The 26,547-nt window shown below is 52.0% G+C and carries 26 protein-coding genes; 8 read left to right on the forward strand and 18 right to left on the reverse strand.

Translation table 11 applies throughout. The features are described 5' to 3' along the window. Positions 1 to 150: 150 nt before the first annotated feature. The 11 genes from C4S74_RS08735 to C4S74_RS08785 all read right to left on the reverse strand — a co-directional run bounded on the left by C4S74_RS08735 (position 151) and on the right by C4S74_RS08785 (position 11,148). Entirely contained in the window at positions 151 to 1,149 is a 999-nt protein-coding gene (locus C4S74_RS08735) for a hypothetical protein (RefSeq protein WP_103994958.1), read from the reverse strand. 5 nt (positions 1,150 to 1,154) lie between these two features. Next, positions 1,155 to 2,459 (reverse strand): DNA sulfur modification protein DndB, encoded by a 1,305-nt coding sequence (locus C4S74_RS08740; RefSeq protein WP_103994959.1) that lies wholly within the window; start codon positions 2,457 to 2,459, stop codon positions 1,155 to 1,157. Positions 2,460 to 2,766: 307 nt separating this feature from the next. Further along, complete coding sequence (locus C4S74_RS08745; protein ID WP_103994960.1) at positions 2,767 to 3,735, reverse strand: GNAT family N-acetyltransferase; 969 nt, start codon at positions 3,733 to 3,735, stop codon at positions 2,767 to 2,769. Between the two features lie 284 nt (positions 3,736 to 4,019). Continuing rightward, positions 4,020 to 4,880, reverse strand: coding sequence for a carbohydrate ABC transporter permease (locus tag C4S74_RS08750; protein ID WP_103994961.1), 861 nt, complete (start codon positions 4,878 to 4,880; stop codon positions 4,020 to 4,022). 18 nt (positions 4,881 to 4,898) lie between these two features. After that, complete coding sequence (locus C4S74_RS08755) at positions 4,899 to 5,801, reverse strand: carbohydrate ABC transporter permease (RefSeq protein ID WP_103994962.1); 903 nt, start codon at positions 5,799 to 5,801, stop codon at positions 4,899 to 4,901. 85 nt (positions 5,802 to 5,886) lie between these two features. Further along, a complete protein-coding gene (locus C4S74_RS08760) occupies positions 5,887 to 7,308 on the reverse strand; it encodes an ABC transporter substrate-binding protein (RefSeq protein WP_103994963.1) in 1,422 nt (473 codons plus the stop codon). Positions 7,309 to 7,340: 32 nt separating this feature from the next. Beyond that, complete coding sequence (gene murQ / locus C4S74_RS08765) at positions 7,341 to 8,255, reverse strand: N-acetylmuramic acid 6-phosphate etherase (protein ID WP_103995320.1); 915 nt, start codon at positions 8,253 to 8,255, stop codon at positions 7,341 to 7,343. A 255-nt stretch (positions 8,256 to 8,510) separates the two neighbouring features. Next, the gene (locus C4S74_RS08770) at positions 8,511 to 8,804 is read right to left on the reverse strand and encodes a hypothetical protein (RefSeq protein ID WP_103994964.1); all 294 of its coding nucleotides are present in this window, start codon (positions 8,802 to 8,804) and stop codon (positions 8,511 to 8,513) included. Between the two features lie 25 nt (positions 8,805 to 8,829). Beyond that, positions 8,830 to 9,693, reverse strand: coding sequence for a MurR/RpiR family transcriptional regulator (locus C4S74_RS08775; RefSeq protein WP_103994965.1), 864 nt, complete (start codon positions 9,691 to 9,693; stop codon positions 8,830 to 8,832). A gap of 439 nt (positions 9,694 to 10,132) precedes the next feature. After that, positions 10,133 to 10,639 (reverse strand): pantetheine-phosphate adenylyltransferase, encoded by a 507-nt coding sequence (gene coaD, locus C4S74_RS08780; protein WP_103994966.1) that lies wholly within the window; start codon positions 10,637 to 10,639, stop codon positions 10,133 to 10,135. Further along, on the reverse strand, positions 10,636 to 11,148 hold the full coding sequence (locus tag C4S74_RS08785) for a metallophosphoesterase (protein ID WP_103994967.1): 513 nt from the start codon (positions 11,146 to 11,148) through the stop codon (positions 10,636 to 10,638). The genes coaD and C4S74_RS08785 overlap by 4 nt, the downstream gene beginning before the upstream one ends. Before the next feature lie 460 nt (positions 11,149 to 11,608). Here C4S74_RS08785 and C4S74_RS08790 point away from each other — a divergent pair, with 460 nt between their 5' ends. The 3 genes from C4S74_RS08790 to C4S74_RS08800 are packed head-to-tail and all read left to right on the forward strand — an operon-like array spanning position 11,609 to position 13,975. Further along, on the forward strand, positions 11,609 to 11,863 hold the full coding sequence (locus C4S74_RS08790; RefSeq protein WP_103994968.1) for a FeoA family protein: 255 nt from the start codon (positions 11,609 to 11,611) through the stop codon (positions 11,861 to 11,863). Then, entirely contained in the window at positions 11,860 to 12,591 is a 732-nt protein-coding gene (locus C4S74_RS08795; protein ID WP_103994969.1) for a FeoB small GTPase domain-containing protein, read from the forward strand. Before C4S74_RS08790 ends, C4S74_RS08795 begins: the two co-directional genes overlap by 4 nt. Beyond that, on the forward strand, positions 12,569 to 13,975 hold the full coding sequence (locus C4S74_RS08800) for a nucleoside recognition domain-containing protein (protein WP_103994970.1): 1,407 nt from the start codon (positions 12,569 to 12,571) through the stop codon (positions 13,973 to 13,975). Before C4S74_RS08795 ends, C4S74_RS08800 begins: the two co-directional genes overlap by 23 nt. A 403-nt stretch (positions 13,976 to 14,378) precedes the next feature. On the opposite strand, the gene C4S74_RS08805 is transcribed toward C4S74_RS08800, so the two are convergent. From C4S74_RS08805 to C4S74_RS08825, 5 genes are all read right to left on the reverse strand, one after another. Next, the gene (locus C4S74_RS08805; protein WP_103994971.1) at positions 14,379 to 15,662 is read right to left on the reverse strand and encodes a DUF4179 domain-containing protein; all 1,284 of its coding nucleotides are present in this window, start codon (positions 15,660 to 15,662) and stop codon (positions 14,379 to 14,381) included. Beyond that, positions 15,628 to 16,191 (reverse strand): RNA polymerase sigma factor, encoded by a 564-nt coding sequence (locus C4S74_RS08810; RefSeq protein ID WP_103994972.1) that lies wholly within the window; start codon positions 16,189 to 16,191, stop codon positions 15,628 to 15,630. The genes C4S74_RS08805 and C4S74_RS08810 overlap by 35 nt, the downstream gene beginning before the upstream one ends. A 269-nt stretch (positions 16,192 to 16,460) precedes the next feature. After that, complete coding sequence (locus tag C4S74_RS08815; RefSeq protein ID WP_103994973.1) at positions 16,461 to 17,645, reverse strand: anhydro-N-acetylmuramic acid kinase; 1,185 nt, start codon at positions 17,643 to 17,645, stop codon at positions 16,461 to 16,463. A gap of 221 nt (positions 17,646 to 17,866) precedes the next feature. Further along, positions 17,867 to 19,312, reverse strand: a complete 1,446-nt coding sequence (locus C4S74_RS08820; RefSeq protein ID WP_103994974.1) for an amino acid permease — start codon at positions 19,310 to 19,312, stop codon at positions 17,867 to 17,869. 488 nt (positions 19,313 to 19,800) lie between these two features. Further along, positions 19,801 to 20,334 (reverse strand): hypothetical protein, encoded by a 534-nt coding sequence (locus C4S74_RS08825; protein ID WP_258042440.1) that lies wholly within the window; start codon positions 20,332 to 20,334, stop codon positions 19,801 to 19,803. A gap of 227 nt (positions 20,335 to 20,561) precedes the next feature. On the opposite strand from C4S74_RS08825, the gene C4S74_RS08830 reads away from it, so the two are divergent. Beyond that, complete coding sequence (locus C4S74_RS08830) at positions 20,562 to 21,026, forward strand: MarR family winged helix-turn-helix transcriptional regulator (RefSeq protein WP_103994975.1); 465 nt, start codon at positions 20,562 to 20,564, stop codon at positions 21,024 to 21,026. A gap of 13 nt (positions 21,027 to 21,039) precedes the next feature. Beyond that, a complete protein-coding gene (locus C4S74_RS08835; RefSeq protein WP_103994976.1) occupies positions 21,040 to 22,341 on the forward strand; it encodes an MFS transporter in 1,302 nt (433 codons plus the stop codon). A gap of 70 nt (positions 22,342 to 22,411) precedes the next feature. Here the strand turns inward: C4S74_RS08835 and C4S74_RS08840 are convergent, their stop codons facing one another. After that, positions 22,412 to 22,870 carry an NUDIX domain-containing protein gene (locus tag C4S74_RS08840; RefSeq protein ID WP_103994977.1) on the reverse strand — a complete coding sequence of 153 codons (459 nt, stop codon included), beginning with the start codon at positions 22,868 to 22,870 and terminating at the stop codon, positions 22,412 to 22,414. A 303-nt stretch (positions 22,871 to 23,173) separates the two neighbouring features. On the opposite strand from C4S74_RS08840, the gene C4S74_RS08845 reads away from it, so the two are divergent. Continuing rightward, on the forward strand, positions 23,174 to 23,401 hold the full coding sequence (locus tag C4S74_RS08845) for a hypothetical protein (protein ID WP_009675610.1): 228 nt from the start codon (positions 23,174 to 23,176) through the stop codon (positions 23,399 to 23,401). Between the two features lie 114 nt (positions 23,402 to 23,515). Here C4S74_RS08845 and C4S74_RS26470 read toward each other — a convergent pair whose 3' ends face one another. Then, positions 23,516 to 23,671 carry a hypothetical protein gene (locus C4S74_RS26470; protein ID WP_181024366.1) on the reverse strand — a complete coding sequence of 52 codons (156 nt, stop codon included), beginning with the start codon at positions 23,669 to 23,671 and terminating at the stop codon, positions 23,516 to 23,518. Between the two features lie 244 nt (positions 23,672 to 23,915). Between C4S74_RS26470 and C4S74_RS08850 the strand changes: the two genes are divergently transcribed. Beyond that, complete coding sequence (locus C4S74_RS08850) at positions 23,916 to 25,400, forward strand: aldehyde dehydrogenase family protein (protein WP_103994978.1); 1,485 nt, start codon at positions 23,916 to 23,918, stop codon at positions 25,398 to 25,400. A 186-nt stretch (positions 25,401 to 25,586) separates the two neighbouring features. Then, a complete protein-coding gene (locus tag C4S74_RS08855; protein WP_103994979.1) occupies positions 25,587 to 26,057 on the forward strand; it encodes a DinB family protein in 471 nt (156 codons plus the stop codon). Positions 26,058 to 26,547: the final 490 nt, after the last annotated feature.

Here is a 26,547-nt window from a genome sequence, read left to right on the forward strand (position 1 = left end):
CTGTATTATATGAATTTCTTTTTATTTTCAAGAAAAGCGAACACGAGTTCCTATATAACATCATTATAACACGAACGTCTGTTCTAAAAAAGTCATATTTCCAATATCCTGAAATTAAAAAACCCGCTTCAGCGGGTTTTAAAAAATTGCTTATTCTGTATATATTCTTTTTATCGTCTCCGGATTCAGGAAATCTTCTTTAAGCCGGTGATAGTTATAAACCTCGTAACCGTTATTCATCACTTTGGAGATACCGAATTGCTCGCTTATTTCTTCATAATGCTGCTTTGTCAACTCGTTGTTCCGGTCATAAAGCGTTTTCGCCATGTATAGCATTCCCGAGTTTCTGATTACATAAGGCGTTAACACTTTAACCCAATCTTCATGATAGCTTTTCACGGCCGATATTCTTCTTTGTATCAGAAAACGGTCCGCTTTACCGTCCGTCTGGCTCCTCGTAATGACGTTTCTCAGCACATAATCGCTCTGTTCGAGATCCGCGGATGCCGGCGATTTCATCGTAACCTTGGCCTCACCGTTCTTCTTGACATACGTTCTCTCTTCAAGCGCTCTTTGAATAATAGCCGTGCATTTGTCCGAAACCCGGATTATTCTTGCTGTTCCGTGATTATGAAGCTCAAGCATGTTGTTAGGGAGTATGTGCTCTCTTCTCAAATTAAGAAGCTCGTCATAGCCGATTCCATACAATCCTTCAAACAATCCCACGACTGGAAATGCGTCTTGTGCATTCAGACACCGGTCTACCATTTTATCGATTTCTTCTTTTGTGTACAGCATTTTTTTGGAAGTGTCTATAAACTTTTTGTAATACGTATTTTCAGCCAATACATCCAACGGATTCAACTTTGTTTCCCGGAAGCCCTGAACGATTCCCCATCGGATATAGTTTTGAATCAGATAAAAATTTGCCCGGCTGGAATTAAGCGTGGAGGGGTTCAAGTAATAGAAGAGGCTTTCGATCTGGCCCAGATTAAAATTCGCTAAGTCCGTATCGTATTTCTCCTCCAACGCTTTAGCCCTGGAGAGAACGCGTTCGGCTTGCTTGGCTGAAGTTTCGGGCAAAGACGCAAGATAACTGTTTTTTTGAACTTCGTTATAATAACCGCCTTCATATATCTTATTAGACATGTGGTTTACCCCTCTGAATTGGAATACAATTCGTATGCTAATTTTTCGGCATGATCTTGAATGAGCCGGTTAACGGAGGACGAGTTATTTCGACCGCTTGCCAGGATTTTTCTCCATTCTTCTTCCCTCTTTTTGATCTCGTTTAAAGCGGTCGTCAGTTCAGGTATGGGAATCTTCATTTCCTTTAATTTGTGTGCCAGCGCCATATAGCCGACAAACATTCCGGGGTGACGCAAAATGCTGTCTTTATTATGAAAATCCTCCCGGTAATTACCGAGCAGGCAGTTGAAAAATTCAGTCAGATAAACGCCAGCTTCTCTGGCTTCGAACAAGCTGCCAGGTGCAAATGTCAGATCAATCGCTTTAGCCAAAGTATCTGAAGTGGTGTAGTGCCCGGCTAACTCACTGATTTTGGCTCCCGAGGAAATACGCCCTTTCAGATCGGAATTAAATTGAAGCTGTTTTACCGTGACGTAAGCGGCATTCTCTTGTTTAAGTTCCTCCAGCCGTTCTTTGCGGACGGGGTTTATCGTATTGATCTGCCCGAAATATTTTCTGGCGATTTCCGCAGTAAAGACCCGGATGCTTAAAATAATCGTCTGCTTCAGTTCAGGATTAACCGCCAGTGCCCTGGCCGCCCCCTGAAGACGGTGAAACCCGTCCAGAACGGAAACATCCGCTCCTTCTTTAATCGTCAGGGTGCCGGACTTCGGATCGAATACTACCGGGGTATCCGCTTCCGAATCTACGTTAAGCGTAATCATATCGGGGATATAAGTCCCATCCAGCATATGCTGGGCAATATCCTTTACACTTTTAAAATTGAGATCGGGAACGGCGATTACATCCTCTTGCTTTCTTTTGTATCTGGCGCTTCTTTGTGTTTCAAAATTATAAGTAACGATATTGCAATGGTACCATTCCACGATGATAGCAATCGGGACGGCCGTCACAAAATTTTCGTGATCGATTTGAATGACGTTATTTAATTGGACGGGAAGTCGTATAGTTTCCGCTTCTGTTTTATTGTATGTTTTTGTTTCTTTAATCTCATCCGTTGTAAAATACCGATCCGCTTTCAGGTTCTCCGTTTTTTCCAGTTGATAGAGAACCATCGTAAGAAGACAAAGTTCAAATGGGCTAATTTCCGTCAGCAGAACGGGTCTTGCGGCTATTTTGTTAAAAAAACCGGTTTCAATATTATGTTCCGATAATTTTTTATTTATTATCTCAACGTTTTTACGTTTATATTTTATTTTTTCGATAGATTGTTCCAATATTTGTTCAAGCTCAGAACGTTCTTTGATCATTCAACCACTCCCTGCCCTAAGAACAAGCTTGTTTGTAGTAATTATAACATAATGCGGACGGCAAATATAAGCGTGCAGCTTGGATTTATCACTTATTATAAAAATTTTTATTTTTTATTTATAACATTTTTAAACACCCTATGACTAGGCTTAAATAAATATCTTTCACGTTTTCCTTAAAAGTAAGGTTACAAAAAAAGACATCCTTCTATAAAGGATGCCTCTTACCTTCGGTTCAAAGCCTTCGCGCTTCAATGAAGCATGGGACGGACCCCCGCAATGGATTTTGCGGAGCGCAGTACCTGCCTTACAACGCCTTCCGCATGACGGCGAACTGCTTCACCGTCGTAAATCCGGCCTTCTCGTAAATACGGATGGCCGGGTTGGTGCTGCCGGTATACAGGGACATGTAATCCGTCCCTATATCCTTGAACGCTTCGCACAGCTTGAAGAAAAGAAGGCTGCCCAGCCCGTGCCCTTCATGCTCCGGATGAACGCCGATGCCCGCAAAATAGCCGCGTCCGCTTTCCTGGCGGATAACGGGACCGGCGAAGCCGACCGCTTGTCCCTGGCGGGCCGCGATAACGACAGGCACGCCGTTTGCCGTGCTTGCGGCAATTTCCTTCTGCCACAGCGGGTTGTCGAAGCCCTGAAGCATGGCTTCTATGCCCTCATGCCGGGCGGGGTCGAACAGTCCGACCGAATAACCTCCGGCTGCGGCATGCGCTTCTTTGGCCCGGATTTCGTCCGGGATGGAGAATTCCGCCAGATTCAAATACATGGCGCATTCTCTGGCCCGCTCGGCATAGCCTTCGCCAAGGAGAAATTCGTACAGGCGGCTGTCCGCGGGAACTCCCGGAGCATTGTTGTGTTCATGCCCCTGCGTACCCGGGATATACCACGGCAGCATCATCGGGTTGAAGAAAAGAACGTCGGCCTGCTTTTTGCCGAGCTGCCGGAACCGCGCTTCGAGCGCTCCCAGCAGCAGGCGGTAATTCGCATCTGTCTGACGGTCCGCCGAGAGCACGATGCAGGTGATATAACCGGCGATATCGCCCAAAGGAAGATCGTCGCCCGTGCAGCCGCAGGCGAAGCCGATGACGGTTCCGTCCTCCTCTCGCAGAACGAACGTATTTTCCTCGTCAAAATAAGGACTGGACAGGAAAATCCCGTTAAAGCTCCCGCCGGTCAGTTCTTTGTAGCCGTCCTTAACGGCTTCCGTGTTCCACAGCCGGATCACCGCGTCCGAAAAGGATTGATTCCATGTTTCGATCATCTTGACACTCCCTCTCCCTTTTACCTCATAAACCTGTATTGTCCGCCCGCTGTAAGCCTATCCGGCCCGAAAATACCGCGCTTCCCTGTCTATGCCTATAAAAAAACGGGCCTCCGTAATCCGCCGAGATTCTCGGACAAAGCACCCGCACGGGCATCGGGAAATATCCGGATGCCTTCGTGCGGGCCCGCTTTTCGGAATAAAAGCCCGTCTTGTTTTAGTACGCCGCGATTCCGCTCTTACTCACCAAGAATGAACGAAATAACCGGATAAGCGTGTCCGTATTATCCCTTCACCGCACCTACGGTAACCCCTTCAAGGAAGTACCTTTGGAGGCTGAAGAAGAGAACGAACATCGGCAGGGCGGAGATGGTGGCACCCGCCATCATCGGTGCGAAATAAGTCGTGTTCGCAAACCGGAAGTTTTTGAGGCCGACCTGAATGGTCTGCATATCCATCGTATTGGTTACAAGGAACGGCCAGAAGAAGGTGTTCCAGCTATCCATGAACGTCAGGATTGCCATGACGGCCAATACCGTTTTGGACAACGGAAGAATAACCCGGAAATAAATCTGGAACTGATTGCAGCCTTCAATCTTGGCGCTTTCGATAATCTCGGTCGGAATGCTGCTCATGAACTGCTTGGCAAGGAAGATGTTATACACGGTGACCAGGCCCGGCAGAATAAGCGCACTGTACGTATTCTGAATATGAAAGATGTTTACGATCAGGATATAAAGCGGAACTTGTGTAACCTGATACGGAATCATCATCGCGATCAATAGGATGGTAAAGAGCATCGCTCTGCCTTTGAATTTGATTTTCGAGAACGCATAACCGGCCATACTGGCGAAAATCACATTGGACACCATCACGGTCGTGGCCACGATCAGTGAGTTGAGCAGCCAGCGGATGGAATACTCGCTATAATCGAAGAAAAACTTGTAAGATGCCAGTGTAAATTTGGTAGGAAGCAGGGAATAGCTCACCGCTCCAGCCTCGATCGGATCTCCGAAAGAAGAAATAAGCATAAAGTAAATCGGGAAAATCGTAGCCAGCGCAAACAGGGTAAGGATTACGATAATGACCGCATTCCGGCTGTATTTGGCTGTGCGATTTCCTGCGTGATTGTTATAGAGCGCCATATCTCGCCCCCCCTTTCCTCAATATTCCACTTCTTTGCCGAGGAATTTGAACTGAACCAGTGAGATCCCCGCGATAATAAAGGCCAAAATCAGAGACTGTGCGGCCGCTTTGCCGAAGTCGAAGTATTTGAACGCGTTGTTGAACACGAGCAGGCCCACCATCGTCGTCGCATTGTCCGGACCGCCGCCCGTCATGAGATACGCGTTCTGGAAAACCTGGAACGAGCCGATCACGCCTGTCACGAGCAGGAACAATGTAGTCGGTTTCAAGCAAGGAATAACGATGTACCAGAGCTTTTTAAAGAAATTCGCTCCGTCAAGCTCGGCTGCCTCGTAATAGCTCTCATCGATACCCAGCAGCGCGGCCAAGTAAATAATAATGCTTGTGCCGTGACTGGACAGCCAGGCCATGAGAACCAATGAGAACATTGCGGTAGCGCTTGATCCGAGCCAGTTCTGATTGCTGATTCCGATATAACTGATCAGCTTGTTCAGAATACCGGACGGCATCGGGTCGAAAATCCACAGCCATACGACCGACAAGGCAACGCCGGAAGCTACGGCAGGCAAGTAGTAAATCGCTTTGAACGTCGTCTGCAGTTTTTTCTTCAGCGGAAGAATCAGGATCGCGACCCCAAAAGAAAGGAGCAGGGCGACAGGTACCGTCAGAACCGTATAGACGATCGTATTAACGACGGATTTCCAGAACAGCGGGTCTTTAAAGGTCGCCGTATAGTTGTCGAACCCGATAAAGGTAGAACCCAGCGGTCTGTATTTCTGAAAGCTAATGATAAAGGCACTAATAACCGGGTAAGCCGTAAACAGCGCATAGACGAGAAGCGCAACCGCGATAAAGGCATAGCCCCAGGCGCCGTCTCCTCTGATTTTCCGTCTTTTAACCGGTTTAGCTGGTTGAGTCATCTCTCGCACCCCTCTCCATCCTGTAATTCATTCTACATATCAGATAGCCGCATGTTGGGCACACGGCTATCCGATTATAAGCTCTCTATTCTTTTACGACGCCGTCTGCGCCGAACGTTTGCACGGCTGCCGACTTAACCGCTTCGAACATCGCTTCAGGAGTCATTTCGCCTGAAATTAACGCCTGCAGCTTAGGAATAATCACTTCTTCTTCCAGCTTGATCGCTTTGGCGCCCAGGTCGGCCGGGATATCCGGACGGGCAGGAGCCGCATTCTTCAGCATCGTTTCAACCGCCGCTTTGTTATCGGCATCACGGTTAACGGTCATGCTTTCGGCTTCTTTTTTGCCGCTCTTCGTAATGTGAGCGACAAACAGATCGTTGTTCGTCGTTGCCGCTACTTTACCGCTTGCGAGGAAGTAGGCCGCTTTAACGACGTTGGCTTTATGCTCGGCCGTCGGTTCTTTCGAGCCGCGGAAAGTCACGTAACCGTCGACCGCTACGCTGGACTGCGGTTTTTGTCCGAGGAAAGTCGGAACCGGCAGGACCGTGTATTCAACCGGGACGCTTCCTTTGACGGCGCTGCCGTCATTGGCCTTCAGCTTCTCGTTGTTTTTCTTGGCGGAGTTCTCGAAAGTCGCCAGTCCTTTACCGGTAATCATGGTTTGACCGGTCAGGAACATGTTCCAGCGCTTGCCGGCGTCGATGGAGCTGAGCTCTTTCGGCATGGAGCCGTCATCGATCATCGTGCGGATGTCTTTTAACACTTCGAGATAGTTTTTGCTGGTGTATGCGTATTTCAGATCTTTATTGAACGGTGCAGGCATGCCCGCATTTTTGATCAAGATGTTCAGATAATCTTTGGACGCTACGCCCGCAGTCGCAAACACGAAGCCGTAGCGGGATGTTTTGCCGCCTTCGGAAACGACGCCTTTCTTGATCGCTTCGCGGAACTCGTCAAACGTCCAGCCTTCTTTCTGGACTTTCTTCCAGTCGATGCCCGCTTTCTCGAGGTACTCGCGGTTGCCCCCGATCGCGTGAACTTCCATATACGCCGGGAAGCCGTAAAGGCCGTCGCCCTTCTTCATATACTCAAGCGGAGCCTGGTCGAAATCTTCCACCATTTCCTTGGTGGCCACGTCTTTAATGTCCATCATCATTTCCTGCTGCATGTACTTGGAAATGCCGTCGGAGCCCATGAACGCGATATCCGGAGGGCTGCCCGCATTCACCTGCGTATCCAGCTTCTGTGTAATGTCCTCCCAGCTTGCCGGTTCGATTTTCAGCGTCAGGTTCGGGTACAGCGCGTTGAAATCTTTTGCCATCTGGGCAAAATTGTTCTGGTAGCTCGCGGAAACCGGCGGAAGCAGGGCCGTGATGGTGTCTTTGGCGTTCGGATCGCCCGCCGCGCCGCCTTCTTTTTTACCGGAATCTCCGCAAGCCGCCAGTGTGGACATTGCCATGGTTAACGCCAATACCGATGCTGCTGCACGCAATTTTCTTTTCATGAATAACAAGCCTCCCCCAAGGATATGAAAATTTACACCACGTTGGTCGTGGTTCGTATTGCCGCCTTTAAACTGCCCTCGCACTGATCGAGCACCCGCTGCGCCGAAGCGGCGTCCAAGCCGCTTTTGATCATCATGATCGCCAGCTTACAACTCATGGAAGCGCTTTCCAAAACCGCAGCGGCGGTCTTGTCATCCACGCCCGTGGCCGCTTTTATGATTCGTACGGAGCGGTCTATCAATTTGATGTTGCTCGCTTTCAGGTCTACCATCAGATTGTTGTAGGTTTTGCCGAGCTTCACCATTGTACAGGTCGTAAGCATGTTCAGGACCAGCTTCTGTGCCGTACCCGCTTTCAACCGGGTCGATCCCATAATGACTTCCGGCCCGACAACCGGTGCGATGCATATGTCGCAAACGGATTCGAGTTTGGAATGCTTGTTGTTCACAAGACCGATGGTCGCCGCTCCGATTTCCCTTGCCCGGTTCAAGCCGGCGATGACAAATTGTGCGCTTCCGCTGGCCGTAATTCCGATTACCGCGTCTTTGTCCGTTACGCCGCACCGTTCGATAAGGGCGATGCCCTCCTCTTTATTGTCCTCAAAACCTTCCACAGCTATTCTTAGTGCCCCATCTCCTCCGGCGATATGCCCCTGCACCCGCAGAGGATCGATACCGAAAGTTGGAGGACATTCAGATGCGTCGAGTACACCGAGCCTGCCCGAAGATCCCGCTCCGATATAGAACATTCTGCCGCCGTTTTTAAGGACTCCATGCAAAATATCAACCGCTTTCACAATTTGCGGTATTTCAGCCGCAACCGCAGCCGGAACCGTCGCATCCTGCTCGTTCATCAGACGCAGCATCTGTTCCGTCGTACATTCGTCTATCATTTGTGTCTTCTCGTTGATCTCTTCGGTCGTTAGTCTCGCCAAATACTCATCCACAGCTTTCTCCCCCCCCATCTGTTTAGTTCAACTTCTTGATTTCATCTTAACGAGAAATTTCAGTTTGGTCAACAGTTTTTGAAATAATATTTTATGGTGAAACATTTTATTGTTTTTTTATTTTCTACTTCTACCTGCCTCACGGCATTTTCCTTTTCTTTTCGCGCAAAAATAAAAAGGACCTTATTCCGGTCCTCCATTTGTCTTATTCGATATAGCGGCGCTTTATGACTGAGCGGCAGACGGATGCCGGCATCAGCGGCCGCCGTCGTCTATCCGGCCGAACTCGACTTCCGAAGGCAGGTCCGCGTCCTTCAAATCGGACAACATTATCTCGAGAAGCGGCGCATGCTCTTTGGTCAAGATCATACCGCCCAGGATCTTGCAAAGGGTTTCCAGATCTTGCGGGTCCCATTCCGCCAAGCTCTCTGCGGTAAACGGCACCGGTTTGCCGAAAACTTCTACACTCATGACGGCAAACCGCGCTTTCTCTTCAGCGGAAAACCGCTTGAGCAGGGCGGCCGCTTCCTCTGCTTTCGTGCCGGACATATGCTTCTCCACCTCTCCGGTTAAATTAACGCCGCTGTTTCCCCGCCACGATATTGTGCGTTTTGGTCAAATATTTTTTCACGTGTTTGTACTCCGCACTTGCCACTCCGGCGAAAAGAATATCCACGACCGTGAGCATCGCAATCCGCGAGCCCATCGCGCCGCTGCGGATCGTGATTTCCGGCGTGGAAATGCTGAGCAGGATGTTCGCCTGATCCGCCAGCCGGCTTTTCGTATACTTCGTGATGGCGATCAGACAGGCGCCGTTCTTTTTGGCGATTTCCAGGGCATCGAGAACCTCGACGGTTTCTCCCGAATTGGAGATGAAGATGGCCGCATCGCCTTTCTCCAGCAGTGTCGCCGCCGTCAGCATGCTGTGCCCGTCCGTATAGGTGTGACACATTTTGTTGATCCGCGAAAATTTCTGCTCCGCATCGATTCCGACCAGACCGGACGCCCCGATTCCGAAAAAGGCGACCCTCCTGCACGAGCGGAGGACGTCAACGGCCCGCGCAATTTCGCTTTTGTTGATTACCTGCAGCGTATCTTCAATGGACTGGCTGTTGGTGCGCGAAATATTCACAATAATCGTGGACAGGTCATCGCCGGGCTGGATATCCCGGTACGGATTCGCTTCCTCTTCGTGCATGGAGCCAAGGGAAGCCGAAATACTGACGATAAAGCTCCGGTAGCCCGAGTATCCCATCGTTTTGCAGAACCGCAGAACCGAGGCGTCGCTGGTTCTCGTCAGCCGGGCCAGATTTTTGATCGAGAGGTGCGGAATTTCCTCCACGTTCTCCAGAATGTACTCGCCCACCGCTTTCTCGACGGGTGTCAGGCTCGTTTTCATCTGCCGGATTTTAATTAAAACGTTATCATTTATGGCCATATTTTTCCCTACTCGCTATAAATTCTTGAAGCTGAACCGGTAAGAAGAGAAGCTGGAACGGCGATGGACATGGTTGACCTCTAAAATAATTTCATCATAAGCGCAATTATTATAAAATACAAGATTAATAGCTAAAATTGAAAAATAATAGAAAAAAGAAGAAAATGGCCTCTGCAGGGGAGTTATACTGCCCATCCACAGAAAAAAACCCGCAAAATCCGTCAGGAACCGGCTGCAGGCTTTTTCGAAGCGACCGTCCTAGAGGCAGGGCGGATACATGCCGGGGTGAAATAACCGGACCGGGTCCGGCAGAGGCTGCGCCGGGCAGTCGTTCGCCCCGCCCAAACGTGACGTCCGGGCAAGTACCGCCCATACAGGGCCGCTCCGGCAGGCATACCCTGTTGAAGTACGGAAAAGAAGCGGAAGGAACGGCCCGGTCTTACCCGTTTCCGCTCCCGCGCTGATTGTTCTCCTGCTCATAAATGTTCATCTTCTCGAAAGCGGCCTCCACCATATAAGCCCGGGCCAGCTCGGCTTTGCCGGTCGCAATGAACATCCGGACCAGAGAACTGCTTGTCTGCATGTTCGGCGTATACGGCGACAAATAGACGGTGTCGGCTTTCGTCGTATTCCGGACGTACTGCTCCAGCTGCAGCTCGTACTCGAAATCCGTCGCGTTGCGGATGCCCCGGACGATCGCCCTGGCTCCCGCTTCATTGACATAGTCGGCTACAATGCCTTCGAAAGCGACAATTTTGATCTTTTTGCCGGAAGGAATGGAAAGCCTGACCAGCTCGGTTCTCTGCCCGATCGTAAAACGATGCTGCTTGGCGCGGTTATTGGCGACCAGAATGTGGAGCTCGTCGAACAGGTTCGTGGCTCTCTCGATGACCGACGTGTGCCCGAGGGTAATGGGATCGAAGCTTCCCGCATAGACGGCTATCATGCCTGCTCCTCGCTGACGACAACCGCATCCCGGATCTGTTCGAAGTTCAGCGGCGTATAGTCCCAGTGCTCCACGCACACGTTGAAATAGTTGTTGCCTTCATATTTCTGGCCGTGGATATGACCGTGCACATTGACGTACGGCATGTGTTTGTTCATATAAAGCGGCTCGTGCGAAAGCAGGAAAAAGTTTTTATACAGAACAGGATATTCGCTCACTTCGTCAAACCCGGCGTCCAGCCACCAGGAGCGGGATCTGCCTCTGTCGTGGTTGCCGAGGACAAGAAATTTATAGCCGTTCAGCCGGCTGACGATTTCCCGTGTCCTTTCCTGATTCAGAAACGAGAAGTCACCCAGATGAAAAACTTTGTCTTCACTGCCGACGACGGCGTTCCATTTGTCAATCATGACAGCCGTCATTTCGTCCGCATCCGCAAAAGGCCGCGACTCGAAATCGATAATCAGTTTATGACCGAAATGATGGTCCGAAATAAAAAAATCGTTAGGCATGCGCTGCTCCTCCTTACATAAGATTCCGGAATGTTATTCCAGCGGGGCTTTATACTTGTTAGTTTACCAACTTCGCCGCAAAAAGGCACGAAAGGTGCGTTAATCTCCAACCGGCAGACCAAGACGCGGCACTTCGCAATACTCTCCGGCAAAACAGCGCGGCACCGTTCCGGGTCCTTTCTTTTCTTCAAAATAAAATCAAGTTTTTTAGGGCGGACAAGGTTCCCCCTATTTTCTTTTACATAAAATGTGGCTAACAAATTAGGACATTCGTCCGTGCGGAAATACGATTCATTCCTCCTCCTAAAAATTTTGCCCTCAAGAAACTTTTTGTTGACAGACAAAAACTGTTTGCCTATACTAACATCATAAAGCAGCGTTAACGGATGACGGATTTCCATAAATAAAATTTTGCACTCGGCAAACAGTTTGTCCGAAGGGAAAAAGAGAGGTGGACCCTATGTCTTTATCGGAATTGTCATTGGACCAGGTCAGTGTGGGAAGCGCCGTCCGGCTAAGCCGGATCGAAGTACAGGGAGGAATGCGCAGACGGCTCCTTGATCTCGGATTCGTTCCGGGAAACCGCGTGGAAGTGATCCAGCGCAGCCCACTCGGCGATCCTACCGCTTTCCGCGTCAGTAATACAACCATCGCGCTCCGGAAAGAAGAAAGCTCGCTCATTTACGCGGAGCCGGAAGGAGGCGACAGTCTGTGAAGAAATATACCGTAGCACTGGCCGGCAACCCGAATACCGGCAAAAGCACGCTGTTCAACCGGCTGACGGGACTTCGTCAGCATACGGGCAACTGGGCCGGCAAAACCGTGTTGACCGCGGAAGGCGAATTCGAGCGGAACGGAATCGCATACAAGCTCATCGACCTTCCCGGCACGTATTCCCTGTATTCGAATTCGGCGGATGAGGAAGCCGCGAGAGATTACATCATTTTCGAGCAGCCGGACGTCACGCTGGTCGTGCTCGACGCGACCTCGCTGGAGCGGAATTTGAATCTGGCGCTGCAGGTGCTGGAAATGACCAGCCGTACGGTAGTCTGCATCAATCTGATGGATGAAGCCGAGAAGCTCGGCATCAAGATTGATCTGGATCGCATCCGCGAGAGGCTCGGCGTGCCCGTTGCCGCCATTTCCGCGCGCAACAACAAAGGCATCGGCCCCATGCTCGATCTCGTCCAAAAGGTCGCGGAAGGCGTCATCCATCCCGAGCCCCCGCCTATCGCGTACAGCGAAGAAATCGAGCGGCAGGTGCGGGAATTGGAGCCGTTCGTCCGTGAGACGCTGGGCGCCCGCTTCCCGGCCCGCTGGATCGCGCTTCGTCTGCTGGACGGAGACGAGAACCTGCTCGCTTCGCTGAAGCAAAGGCTCGGCGAAGCTTCGGAGGCACAAGGACAGGGGGTAATGGGCTATGGCCACACCGCATGCAACTAACCGGCCCGATCCGCTCGATTCGCTGTTGTCGATGGCGCAAACGATTACGGGCGGCAGCTCTATCCGGGACGGGATTGTAAGCGACATCTATAAAACAAGCCGCGAGATCTGCAGCGCGGCCGTCCGCTACGAGGACAGGAAAAAGCTTGCCAGCACGCACAAGCTAGACAAGATACTGACTTCCAAGCTGTGGGGTTATCCCATTATGTTTGCGGTGCTCGGCGCGATCTTCTGGATCACGATTGCCGGGGCCAACGTTCCATCCGGCTGGATCGCGGATTTCTTCGGTGTCATCGAAGGCTATCTGACGGCCGGATTCCAGGCCGTCCATGCCCCCGCATGGCTCCACGGCATCCTCGTACTCGGCTTTTTCCGGGGAACCGCCTGGGTGATCTCGGTTATGCTTCCCCCTATGGCAATCTTCTTCCCGATTTTCGCGCTGCTCGAAAACTTCGGCTATCTGCCCCGGGTCGCGTTTAATATGGACCGCCTGTTCAAGAAGTCGGGCGGCCACGGGAAACAAGCCCTGACGATGTCGATGGGCTTCGGCTGCAACGCGGCGGCCATCTTGTCCACGCGGATCATCGAATCTCCGCGCGAAAGAATGCTGGCCATCCTGACGAACAACTTCGTCCCGTGCAACGGCCGCTGGCCTACGCTCATTTTGCTGTCGTCCCTGTTTATGGCGGCGGGTGCCGCAGGAGGATGGCAGACGCTGGGAACCGCTCTGTTCGTCATGGGGCTCGTGCTGTTCGGGATAGTCGTCACCTTGACCGTGTCCTGGGTGCTGTCCAAAACGGCACTGCGCGGAGTGCCCACGCACTACACCCTGGAGCTTCCTCCTTACCGGAAACCCCAGATGTGGAAAACGATTCTGCTCGCCTCCCGCGACAAATCGTGGGCGGTGCTCAAACGCGCCGTTATCGTGGCGGCCCCCGCGGGAATCATCACCTGGATTCTGGGCAACATCATGATCAACGAAACGAGCGTTCTTGCCCATACGGCGGCTTTCTTCGATCCGTTCGCCCATATGATCGGTCTGGACGGTTATATCGTCATGGCGTTTATACTCGGCCTGCCGGCCAATGAAATCGTCCTCCCCATTCTGCTCATGGGCTATATGTCTTCGGGCGCCATGGTCGATGCGGACGGGATGGACAATATCAAAGACCTTTTCCTGCAGCACGGCTGGACCTGGCTGACGGCTCTTAATATGATGCTGTTTTCGCTGCTTCACTACCCTTGCGGCACGACCTTGTTCAATATTTATAAAGAAACCAAGAGTACGAAATGGACCGTTCTTTCGGCCCTTATCCCCTTGGCCATCGCCATCCTCGTTACTTTCGCCACCGCGCAAGCGGCCCGTGCTTTCGGATGGGTATAACATTTTTATAGAAAAAGAGAACGGAAAGGACTATACCGGTACCCATACACTGGACACCTTGAAAAAAGGTGCACGGCGTGCGGGTACTTTTTTTGTAAACTAGAGTCAGTGATGGAGGCGAGAACATAAGCCAAATACATGTATTGAAGAAGAACGCTAAGGGCCATCCACAAGCCTTCATGTCGTACGTGTGGGTGAAAAATAGCCCCTCGCAAACACGCTCCCTATAAACGTATGGCTGAGGATACACAAGAGCATCGGCCCCTCCCCAATGGAACCGAAAAAAGATGATTCCCGTCCAATACAGGAATCATCTTAATAAAGGCATTTTCAACTGTCCTTGAGCACTGTCTTTTTTTGTTGTTTGACATAGTTTGACGAGCTATTACAACAAGCGCATGGTTTATTTTTTGCTTTCTACAGGAATCGAAATTTTCTTATTATAGGTTTTAATATATTGTAATTCGTCCAGCAGCAGGAATTCCGGTATGTCCTTGGTGTTAAAAGAATACGTCTGCTCCCACATAATGTTACCGTTCTTCAGATCCCAAGGGCGTGAGGAGGAAATCTCTGATACGGGAACAACGCTGCCGCCAGCTTGGATGGATATATTGTCCTTTTCCAAGAAAACAAATTGGTTTCTTGCGATTACGATATCATAGCCTGTATCGGTTTTTGTCACGTTTCGAATCCATAACTTTTCATGACCCACGTTGATCGAAAGATCTGATGGCGAGGCAAGAGAGATGGGTTTTTCTATTTTCTGTATTCCTGTGAAATTTTCCAGCACAAGTTCAATGGACTGAATCTTGTCTGTTGGAAGCACATCGAATTTAAGTTCAAATTCAGGACTAGTCGCCTTCATTCCTAAGCTTTTCACTTCTGTTCCATTCACATAGAGCTTTGTTTCGTCTGAAAATCTCGGAGGTCCCTCTAATTCATAATGCCCTTTCACGATGGTTGAAGACGGCGAAGCTGTAATGGAGTCATAGTGAATCTTCCCCTGATCAACAGGAATGGTTTCAGAAAGGTCCTCTTTGATTATACTCTTCATCGCCTTATTTGCATCAAAGTCGAAGGAGATGGGATAGGATACTCGTTCCCCATTATCCAGCCGCTCATTTAATGTCAAGGTTAATGTTCTGGAGAATGGACTAACAGGCTCGAACTGGTGTACTCCAACAAACTGAGATTTGTCTTTGCCAGGATTGCCGCTTCCTCCTCGCGATTTGGAATCAGTCAAGAACCCTTTCAAATTACCGAATTGGTAGCGGATGAAATCTTCGTCGGTATATTCGGTTCCTGCAGGTCGATCGATGGTGTAGTACAAGGTAAATACATTATCGTCGGCGATAACGCCATTAATGGTAAAGACCGTTCCGTCTTTAAACGCTGTGCTTTTGTTTACCTGCTGCCCGTATCCTTGCTCTGTTAATTCAGAAAAACTAAGAGAGTTCAAATTGGCTCCATTAAACAGCTTACTTCCGTAATAAGCGAAGGCAGGGTATTCATATAAACCAACAATCATAATGAGCGCTGCAACAGCTGATGCAACCCATGCCGCCGCTTTATTCATGTTTCTTTTTTTGGCGGGAATACGCTGAAGTGCATCCCGAAGCCTTCCTTCAAGTTCTGAGGGAGCCTGGACCCTTTTATACTCCTGTAATTTCTCCTCGATCGTTTTCATAACGATTACCTCCGATCATAGCTTTTAGTTTGTGTAGTCCTTGCGAGATTCTTGATTTGACGGTTCCTAGAGGCACACCGGTCATGTCCGCAATCGTCTGATACGGAAAATCATGAACATAGCGAAGTTCGATCGCTTCCCGTTGCGGGGCATTCAGATGGGATAGCAGCGTATGCATATCCAGTTCCGACTCAGTATGGTGATACGGATTATCGTCAGTGAATGCAGCAAGGGCTTCTTCTTGCTCGTCTTCCAGCGGGGAAAATCGCCCCTTTTTACGAAGTAATGTTTTGCACCGATTGACGAGAATGGTTTTGCTCCAGCTGTAGAATGCTTCGCTTTTTTGCAATTGATCAATCTTTTCGTACAGCGTGACAATCATGTCTTCCATGGCATCCATCGCATCATGCTCGTTCCCCATATAGGCATAGGCAAGACGATAATAAGCGTCCTGATCGGCCATGATTAGTTGCAATAAAGCCTCTTTGTTGTCTTTTTTTGCTTGTTTGACAAGATGGCTTACTTTCATGTTCTCTCCCCTTTCATAGATAAGAGATCCCAGAGGTTACAAAAGTTCATTTTATGCAAAAAAAACTTTATCCCCCTATCATGGGGAAGTTACTACCTCCCTATGAGGTTGGGGAAGAAGATAAGGAAAAAGTCCACTTGCGCAAACACTAAGAGACACCGCCATAATCAGCCGTGCCTCCATCCGTCAGTATTCGTTTTTATAACAACCTTTGCAGATCTGCTGCGGCGAAGCGCCCCGTTTGCGGCAGCAGAGTAACAGCGGGATATTTACGGAAGCGCAAGCTTCCCCATCACAGTCGGCCGCGATGCCCCCGTTGCCGATGGGAGATTGTTGGGAATGCCGCGCAGGAAGTCGTTGCCGAGCAGTGCGAAGATGATGGCCTCCTTGGCGTCATCGTGCACACCGAGCGCGCCCGAGGTCAGCACCTGCTGGTCCGGCAGAAGCTCCGCCAGCATCGACAGCAGCGTCCGGTTGTGAGCGCCCCCGCCGGAGACGATGACCTCGTCCACGCGGCACCGCGGGAACACGAACCGCCGGCAGCCTTCGGCAATCGTGGAGGCCGTGAACGCCGTGGCCGTCGCCACGATGTCCGCGTCCGCCAGTCCGAGGGCCTTCGCCCGCGCGACAAAATCGGCCGCGTACGCTTTGCCGAACACTTCGCGGCCGGTTGATTTGGGCGGCTTCAACGAGAAGTACGGATGTGTCATGGCGTCTGCGACAAGCCCTTCATCCGCACGTCCCTGCGCCGCCCACGAACCGCTTTCGTCATAGGAATGCCGGCCGCCCGACAGCTGATAGACCACCTGGTCGATCACCATGTTGCCCGGCCCCGTGTCGAAAGCGAACACGTCGGACGGCCCCGCCTGAGGGGGCAGGACCGTGCAGTTGCCGATGCCGCCTATGTTTTGGAGCAGGCGGCCTTTCGTTTCATGGCGGAACAGGATGAGATCGCCATAAGGAACCAGCGGCGCGCCCTGTCCGCCGACCGCCATATCGGCCGGCCGGAAGTCGCCGACGACGGGGACACCCGTCCGCTTGGCGAGGACGGACAGGTCGCCGAGCTGGAGCGTCGAGCGGACGAGGTACGGATCCCCCGCGTCCTGCTCGGGGATATGCCAGACCGTCTGCCCGTGGGAGGCGATAAACCCGATGCGGTCCATCGGCAGACCCGCTTCGCGCACCGCCTCCAGCGCGGCTTCCGCCATCCGCTCGGCGAGGAAGACGTTCATCCCGCAGACGAGCGCGACGTCCGAGCGGGCGACGGAGCAAAGATCCTTCAGCTTTTCCCGGAGCGCATCGTCGTAAGGTCTGCTGTAGAAATGCAGCAGTTCCATCCGGGTCTCCGTTCCGCTTCCCTTTATCCGCACAACCGCGGCATCGATTCCGTCGAGCGAAGTGCCGGACATCAGCCCGATAGCGGTTACTTCCTCTTCCTTTTTGCCGAGTATCATATATACCCCTCCCAATTGTCGTCTCCGTGCCTCCGGACAATATGTGGAACAGGCGCACGGGTTCCGGTTGGCTTCATTATAGAGGGGCAGAAATATTTTTTCAATCTAAACATGATTTATAAACTTTTATTTCACGCCTGCTTCTTATGGCCTCTTACCTGGACCCTTAGCATAACTTAAAAGACCCAGTCGAGAGATTCGCGTTTATCCGCCGCTTTCGTTCATTTCGACTTTTTCCGAAAAAACACATCCGCTTTCTCACGGATAGAAAGGGCGGGTGTAAACACCCATTCCTCCCCGGAACCCGGGGCCGTTTCCGCTTGCACCTGCCCCCCTGTATTGTCTCCGGCTTTGTTCCATTTGCGGATCATGATCCAGGTTACAAGCCCGATGGCGCCGATAAAGCCCAAGCTGACATAAAAGCCCGGGCGGCTGCCTTGATGCGCCAGCGTTCCGCTGACGGCAAGCAAAATAAGCGCGATGCCCGCAAACCGCTTCGTTTGTCCCAGCGCCTTCAAGCGGAGCAGTTTTCCCGCCGTTATCAGTATAAACAGCCAGTTGTAGATAAGCAGCAGTCCGGCCGCGGTAGTAATGTATTCGTATACGCCCTCGGGCATGAGCAGGGCCAGCACGATCGAAGCCGCCATCCCGCAGGCTGTCAGGCCGAGCGCCGGGATCGGGAGATTTTTTTTCCAGCGGCGGGCGAAAAGCTTCGGGGCATCCTTATCTTCCGCTAATGTCACCAGCATGGTGGTTACCGCGAAAAGCGAAGCCACCATGGTGGAAAATCCGGCGATAATCAGCACCCCGTTAAACACGTGCGGGATAAACGGCAGCCGGTAATGGCTCAGCGCCAGCACAAACGGGCTTTCTTTCGTATGGAAAACGCTCCAGGGGAGCAGCGTGACCGCCAGTCCGATCGACAACACATACACGACGGCGAGCAGGAGCAGCATGATTTTCCCCGCCTTTGGCGCTTCTTCCGGCTTCTGCAGCCTGAGGGCCATGAGGCCCATGATTTCGATGCCGCCGAATGCGTAGAAAGCGAAAATAAGCGAAGACCAGAGGCCCGTCGCCCCCGCGGGAAACAGTGTCGAAGCTTCTGCGGGAAAACTCGGAGCCCGGCTTCCGCGGATGACGCCAAACAGGGCCAGCGCCGCAATAACGAGAAACATGACGATGGCGGAAATTTTGATCACGGCAAACAAATTTTCCATCCGTTCGAAACCTTTTGTGCCCAGCAGGATAATACCAAGCCCGAGAATGCCATATCCGGTCGCAAACACCCACATGGGAACGGACGGAAACCAGAAACGCGAAAACAGGGACAACGCCGTCAACTGGCTGCCCATGATGAGAAGCTCCGAACTCCAGTACACCCACCCGCTGCTAAAGCCGGCCCAGCGGCCGTATGCTTTTTTGGCATAAGAACGAAAAGAGCCCTTGATAGGGTCTGCGGCGGTCATTCTTGCCAGGACGTCGAATACCATGTAAGTTCCGAAGGCGGCCATCACGAACGAAATCAGCACGGCGGGGCCGCCGATCGTAATTGCCAGGCTGGAGCCGAGGAAATAGCCGGTTCCGATCGTAAAAGCGACGCCCAGCAGGGAGAGCTGCCACCATTTCAGCTTTTTTTCGTTTTCACCGGCCGTCTGTTTCTTTTCCACGGAAGTCTCTCCTTTGTAAATGAGTCATACCTGTCTTTTAAGAAGAGTTCCCCTGCGGCAATCTTTGTATGCTGAATGAGACCTTGCCCTTCTGTAAGCACCCCATTCCCGGAGAATGGCCGCTTCCGTCCGCCATGTTACGGTGCTGTTAGCGATTGGCGCGCCGGTCCGCAGCAAAAAAACAACCGCCTGCATAGTTGCAGACGGCCGCTGAGCGGGTTTGGTGTTTTTCGCAGGCTTCGTTTCTTTTGCAGGTTTGGTGATGTTATGAGCTTCCGTTATGTTGTAGATTCCGTGTGTTTTGTTTGGTAGGTTACGGTATTTTACAGGTTAGGTCTCTATTGCAGGTTTCGGTGTTTTCGCAGGTACCGTGTGCTTTGCAGGTTTCGTTTGCAAGACAGGTCCATTGTATGGGTCGTGGATCGGTAACGGATAGTTAATGGTTTTTGTGCTTATTTTTAATGAGGCTCTGACTTTACTATAGACCGTTATCTGGCGATTGGGTCAGCCGGTTTTCCTTTGGCCAAGTAAACGGTCACCCAGCAGGAAACGGCCGCGGTCAGGGAAATAACGATGCCCATCAGGAGACCGACAAACTGTATGAAAGGATCTTCCTCCGCAGTAGAAGGCGGCAGCAGGAAGATTTGCAGAAGAAGATAGACGCTGAGCACCCAATAAAATGCGCTTCCGATCCCGCCGATGATGCGCTTCTCTTTCTTTGAGCCCCCTCGCGAGATGCTCATTTGAATCCAGATCAAAAAGCTGATTAACACGCCGACACCCGCAAACAAAAACAGCGATAACGCGACATTCATCATCATGGTGAACACCACAAGCGCCGTAATGACAAGGAAAATAACCATGTTCAAGATAAATAAAAAGCCTCCGTACGCGTAAGGGGATTCCAGTCTGGCCGAAGCGGCCATTCTCGTAAACCACGGGATCGGACGGAACGTAATCCTTCGAACAAGAATGATTTGGATCAGGACAAGAACCAGACCGAACAACAACAGAACAGTCACTTCCAAGCACTCTCCCTTTTTACTCTGCATGTTTTCCTGATTATAGCAAACGCGGATACGGTGCAACAAGACGAAGCTGGTTTTCGGCGGTTTCGGGTCTTTCAGGTGTTTCAGATCTCTTTCGAGTCTTTCAGGTCTTTGGGATTTATGCTTCCTGTTTTCCATTGACAAGTAATAGTTGTTTAACATATAGTTGTTAAGACAATCATTTAGCGCGGAGGGATCAGATGACAACGGAACCCATCTTGTACACGAACGGATTGAACGATTCCTTGGGCTTTTTGCTCGGCGTGGCTTACCGGAAAATTTCCAATGTGCTGTCGCAGCGGCTGAAAGAGTACGACATCACGCCCGAACAATGGTCGGTGCTGTACCGGGTCTATGAACATGACGGCCTCATCCAGAAGGATATTGCCGCCAGGGCGGGCAAAGACAAGCCGACGACGACACGCATTCTGGACTCGCTGGAGGCAAAGCAATTTATAAGGAAGCAGGTCGGGCAGGGCGACCGGCGTTCTTTTCATATTTACAGTACGGACAAAGGCCGTTCCCTGATCGAGGAAACAAAGCACCTTGAGCAGCAGACCATACGGGATGCCGCCGCGGGTTTGTCCCAGGAGCAGTACGACCAGCTCATTTCTTTTTTGCACGGGATTATCGGCAACCTTACTTTGACATCAGAAAGCGAATAGGAGTGTCTGCATCATGTCTAAACATCCAGAAAAGCTGGAACTGCTTCACCATCCGGATGCGGGGAAAAGCGAACCGCTCTGGACGAAATCGTTTATTATGCTTACGTTTTGTTATTTTCTTCTGTTTCTCTGCCTGCAAATGCTGCTGTCTCCCTTCCCCACCTATGCGAAGGACCGGTTTCATTCGGGCGATTTCACCTTAAGTCTCTTAACCAGCCTCTTCGCCATCTCGGCCATTATTACCCGGTTCGTAACGGCCGCCCTTATGCGCCGGGTGCACCGCAACACGCTGCTGTTCTGCGGAGTGGCTTTCGCCGCCGTATCGACGGCGGCTTATTCGTTTGCCGGCTCCATGGGCATGCTGCTGGCGCTGCGCGTCTGCTTCGGCATCGGCTTCGGGATGGCCAGCACGGTCATGCCGACGCTGGTCTCCCAGATCATCCCCCGCCGCCGAATCGGCGAAGGGGTCGGGTACTTCGGGCTGTCGAGCAGCCTGGCGATGTCCGTTGGGCCGACCATCGGCCTCGCCATGATCGGCAGCTACGGCTTCGCTCCGCTGACCGCCATGGGCACGGCCGCCGCCGCCCTGATCGTGCCGCTGCTGCTCGGATCGCGAAGCATCCCGCCCCAGCCGGCTGCCGCTGCCGTTTCGCCTGCCGGTATGGCTGCGGACGGTCAGGCGCACGGCTCTGCCGGCGGAGCCGTGAAGCGCAGCCGCTTCAACAAGAAGCTGCTGCTGCCGGCTCTGCTCAATGCGCTGCTGTCGGTGACGTACGGCGGTCTGCTCAGCTTCATCGCGTTGTACGGCAAAGAAGTGCATCTCGAGCAGATCGGGCTGTTCTTCCTCTTCAACGCGATCACCGTTCTCGTTGTCCGTCCGATCTCCGGCCGCCTGTTCGACAGCAAGGGCCATGCCGCGATTCTCATTCCCGGCGCGCTCATTCTGATCGCGAGCCTGCTCGTTCTGTCCGTTGCGACAACGATGCCGGTGCTGATCGTCTCGGCCCTGCTTTACGGTCTCGGCTTCGGCGCTCTTCAGCCGACGACACAGGCCTGGATGCTCCGCGAAACGCCGCCGGAGCAGCACGGCACGACGAACAGCCTGTTCTACAACTCCATTGATTTCGGAGTCGCTGTCGGCTCCATGCTGCTCGGCCTCGTCGCCTCCGGCACCAGCTATGCGGTGATGTACCGCTATGCCGCCGGTGTGATGGTCCTGTTCCTTCTCGTGTACGCCGTTTATATGTTGACACGCCGCCGGAATTCGGGCGCTTCCGCCATACCGGCAGTGACCGAGATGGAAGTTACCTCCTGAAGATCGCAAAAAAGACAAGGTCAGAGAATTCCATGACCTTGTCTTTTTTATTCACAGGTAAGCTAAATTCTTAAATCATCCCTGAACGAGCCTCGGCCGCCCAGCCGTAGCTCTCGAACCAGAGGCTCTCCTGCCGCTTCAAAAGCGCCTCGCGCACATAGGGCACCATCTCGGCGGGAAGCCTCTCTTCCGGAAACCAGCGGAGCTCTTCGCACTTATGGGGCTCCATGTTGCCGATCTCGCCCTGCCAGCTGCGCGCCCTCAGGAAAAAGTCGATCCACTCGGAATTCGTGTTTTTGCGGTGCATAATACCGATGATTTCGAGATCCTCGGGCCGGATGTCAATTCCCGCCTCTTCCTTTGCTTCCCGCACGGCGGCCGCTTTCACTTCTTCTCCGCCGTCGATTCTACCGGCCACGACACTCCACTGGCCGTCCGCGAATCCCGTATTTTTTCTCTTTAATAGAAGCGTTTCCCCATTGCGGGACAGAAAAACATGAACGGAACCGTAAAATATAGGTGTTCTCATTTTTTAAAGCCTCCATGGAATTGAACATTAAGCAAAACTTTTCTGAAACATATTTCGTTTCATATTATGAAAAACCGTTTAGTAGTAAGTGGATCTTTGCAGATTAGCCTGCAAGCTCCTGATTTTTGACTTTAAATTTATGAAAACAAACGCTTTTCCCCTTAAATTTCAAACATTCTGTGGCGGAGGTTGATCGTTTCCAAAAAAAAATTGAAAAATCTATCGTTTTTTTAAGTTTCCTTTAATATTCGTAATCTATACTATTTTCAAAGATTGATCTATCTTACAGGAGGTAGAAATCACATGAAAACCATAATCGTATTTAACAATCAAAAAATACCCGTCTTTTATACAGAAGCGAGCAAAAAAGCGTTAAGCTTACTGAAAATTGCTTTGGAAGCGAAATGGAACAACGGAAAACGCGCTGTAAAGACGTGTCTGGAGAACCTTATCTCCATCGAAATCGAGGGAACGGAAGCGATTCTGCATTCCCGCCGCGAAAGCGATACGCTGGCTTTGTCTCTCTACTAATCCAGTCACGAATATTCTGTCACGAACAAATCGATCAAGGCCTCTTACATACGGCCCCGCGAAAAAGATCCCTTTCGGGATCTTTTTTGTATGTAGCGCGGTAATTTTCGCGGCTTAACGCTTCTCGTTAACCGCTTCATTGCGGAGCGCCTGCTCGAAATCGGCGATGGTTTTTTTAAGCATCGGCCCTTTATGGCCCGAAAGCATCCGTTTGTTTTCCTTCTTCAACACCGCCAAAATAAGCTCCTTCTGATCCCGGCTGAGCAGCATGATCCCAACCTCCCTTTCCCCGGCAAATCTTTTGCACGTCAGCCTGTGAGGCCGGATGCCTTCCCTTCCTTGTTACGGGAGTCCCCCTATTTTATCATGTTCGCCGCTCGGCGGGATAGACCCGGAAACTTTGCAAGCCTCCAGTCATATTTTCCGCGCTAGTTTGATATAGATACAATATCACGGATGACAAGCTATGAGAGCTGAGCCGAGCATGATACCTTTCCTAAGGAGGCAGTGTGAAATGAACGAACTGACCCTGACGGTCCGACCCAAAATCCAAAGATTTCTGAACGGAACGAAGCGGCTTTTCATCGACGGGGAATTCGTCGATTCCGTTTACGGGCGCACGTTCACGACCCCGAACCCGGCAACGGGCGATATTTTGGCGGTCGTAAGCGAGGCGACCGAAGAAGATATCGATCTGGCGGTAAAAGCCGCCAGGCGCGCTTTCGACGAAGGCCCCTGGTCCGCCGCCAGCGCCGCGGAACGGAGCCGGCTCATTTACCGGCTGGCCGATCTCGTCGAAGACAACCTCGAAGAGCTGGCCCAGCTTGAGACGCTCGACAACGGCAAGCCGATCGCGGAAACGCGCGCCGCCGATCTGCCGCTGGCCGTCGAGCACCTGCGCTACTTTGCCGGCTGGTCCACGAAAATCGTCGGTCAGACGATCCCCGTCAGCGGCGGGTATTTCAACTACACGCGTCATGAGCCGGTCGGAGTAGTCGGGCAGATTATCCCGTGGAACTTCCCCCTGCTCATGGCGATGTGGAAGCTTGGCGCCGCGCTGGCTTCCGGCTGCACCGTCGTGCTCAAGCCGGCCGAGCAGACGCCGCTCTCGGCCCTCTATCTCGCCGGGCTGATCCAGGAAGCTGGCTTCCCTCCGGGCGTGGTCAACATCGTGCCGGGCTACGGGGAGACGGCGGGACAGGCGCTCGTCAACCACCCGCAGGTTGACAAGATCGCCTTCACCGGCTCCACGGAAGTCGGCCGCTCCATCATGCGGCAGGCCGCGGACCGCTTGAAGAGGGTCACGCTGGAGCTGGGCGGAAAATCCCCGAACATCATCCTTCCCGATGCCGATTTGTCCCGGGCCATTCCGGGGGCGCTTTCGGGGATTATGTTCAATCAGGGGCAGGTCTGCTGCGCGGGCTCCCGCCTGTTCATCCAGAAGAAGATGTTCGACAACGTCGTCGCCGACCTAGTGCTGTATTCCCGCAAGCTCAAGCAGGGCGCGGGGCTTAGCCCCGACACCCAAATCGGGCCGCTCGTATCCGAGGAGCAGCAGAACCGGGTGCTCGGCTATATCGAGCGCGGTCTGGAGGAAGGCGCCGAACTGCTGACTGGAGGAACGAACCCGTTCGAGGAAGGCTATTTCGTGGCGCCGACCGTTTTTGCCGGTATCCAGGACAGCATGACCATCGCCAAGGAAGAGATATTCGGGCCGGTGGTGACGGCTCTGCCTTTCGAAGATCTGGACGATGTGATCGCCCGGGCCAACGATACGGATTACGGACTGGCTGCCGGACTGTGGACCGAAAACGTCAAAAACGCCCACTATATCGCGAGCAAGCTGCGCGCCGGAACCGTGTGGGTCAACTGCTACAACGTATTCGACGCGGCTTCTCCGTTCGGCGGTTACAAGCAGTCCGGCCTCGGACGCGAAATGGGGTCTTACGCGCTGAACAATTACTGTGAAGTCAAAAGCGTCTGGATCAACTTGAACTGAACCGGATTTACGGCTCGGCCGGCATCAGGCTCTGTCCCAAAGGGACAGAGTTTTTTTTGATGCGCAAAAATATAACGGGATAATAATCGGTATTTCCGATTGATTCCATCAAAACTTTCGGATTTTCCGATACCGTTTTTGATTGTACACTTGAATAAACAACTTACAACAAATGGAGGTATTCCCATGAAAGAAATCGCGGCAAGAATACATGACAGGACTTATGAGATCGCATCGCTATTGGAGACGGCGGAAAATTCGCTGCTTACCAGACGTCCGGGACCGGATAAATGGTCCGTTAACGAAATTCTCGGACATCTCTGCGATTCGGCTCTCAATAATCTGCCCCGTTTTATCGTAAGCCGGTATGCCGCCCAGCCAGCCGTGTTCCAGCCTTACCTACAGGATTTCTGGGTAGCCGCACAGAATTACCGGGATGCGCCTTCGGAGGAAATTATCGCCTTGTGGGGAAGCCTGAACCGCCAGGCTGCACGGGCTATCGCGTCCGTTACTCCGGAGCAAGAGAAACTGCTCTGTAAAATCGGAGAGAACGAGCCGGTCACGCTCCGCTGGCTTATTGAGGATTACGAAGAACATCTGGAACATCATCTGGGACAGATTATCCGGTTGAAAGAGCAGCTCGAAGGAGAAATTTAACAAACGGCCGCTTCAGGAAATATTCCCGCCGGTTTTTATACCGAGTGAGGCTCCCGGCGAGGGTAGTTCGCGGCGTGAAGGAGTCGGTCGACCACAACCCGAGTTGTCATCTTCGGCACCGAAAAAGCCTGTTGAATAAATCAACAGGCTTTTCTCCGTTCCCCGAAGAGGCTTCAATCTTCCACGACCAGCACGATTTTCCGCGGCCGTGACCGGTTTCCATTTCCGTGTGCGCTTAGGCCGCCCGGCTCAGAGGGAACGTTGGCCCCACGTGGATGGCGAGCTGTCCCCGGGTATACAGCTCAACCGGCTCGGCCAGTCGTTCCGCCGACCGCCCGCCGCCTTGACGCGCACTCTCACTTCTCCCGCGCTTGCCTGCGGCGCTGCGATTTCCAGCGGTTCCAAGAACGTCCGGCGGGCCAAACTCGGTAAACCCCATAACTTTCTTCCTTGTTTCCTCCTCTTTTATGCGGCTCCACGAGCTGCTTAT

The sequence above is a fragment of the Paenibacillus sp. UNC499MF genome (assembly GCF_900107975.1).
Lineage (GTDB): Bacteria > Bacillota > Bacilli > Paenibacillales > NBRC-103111 > Paenibacillus_F.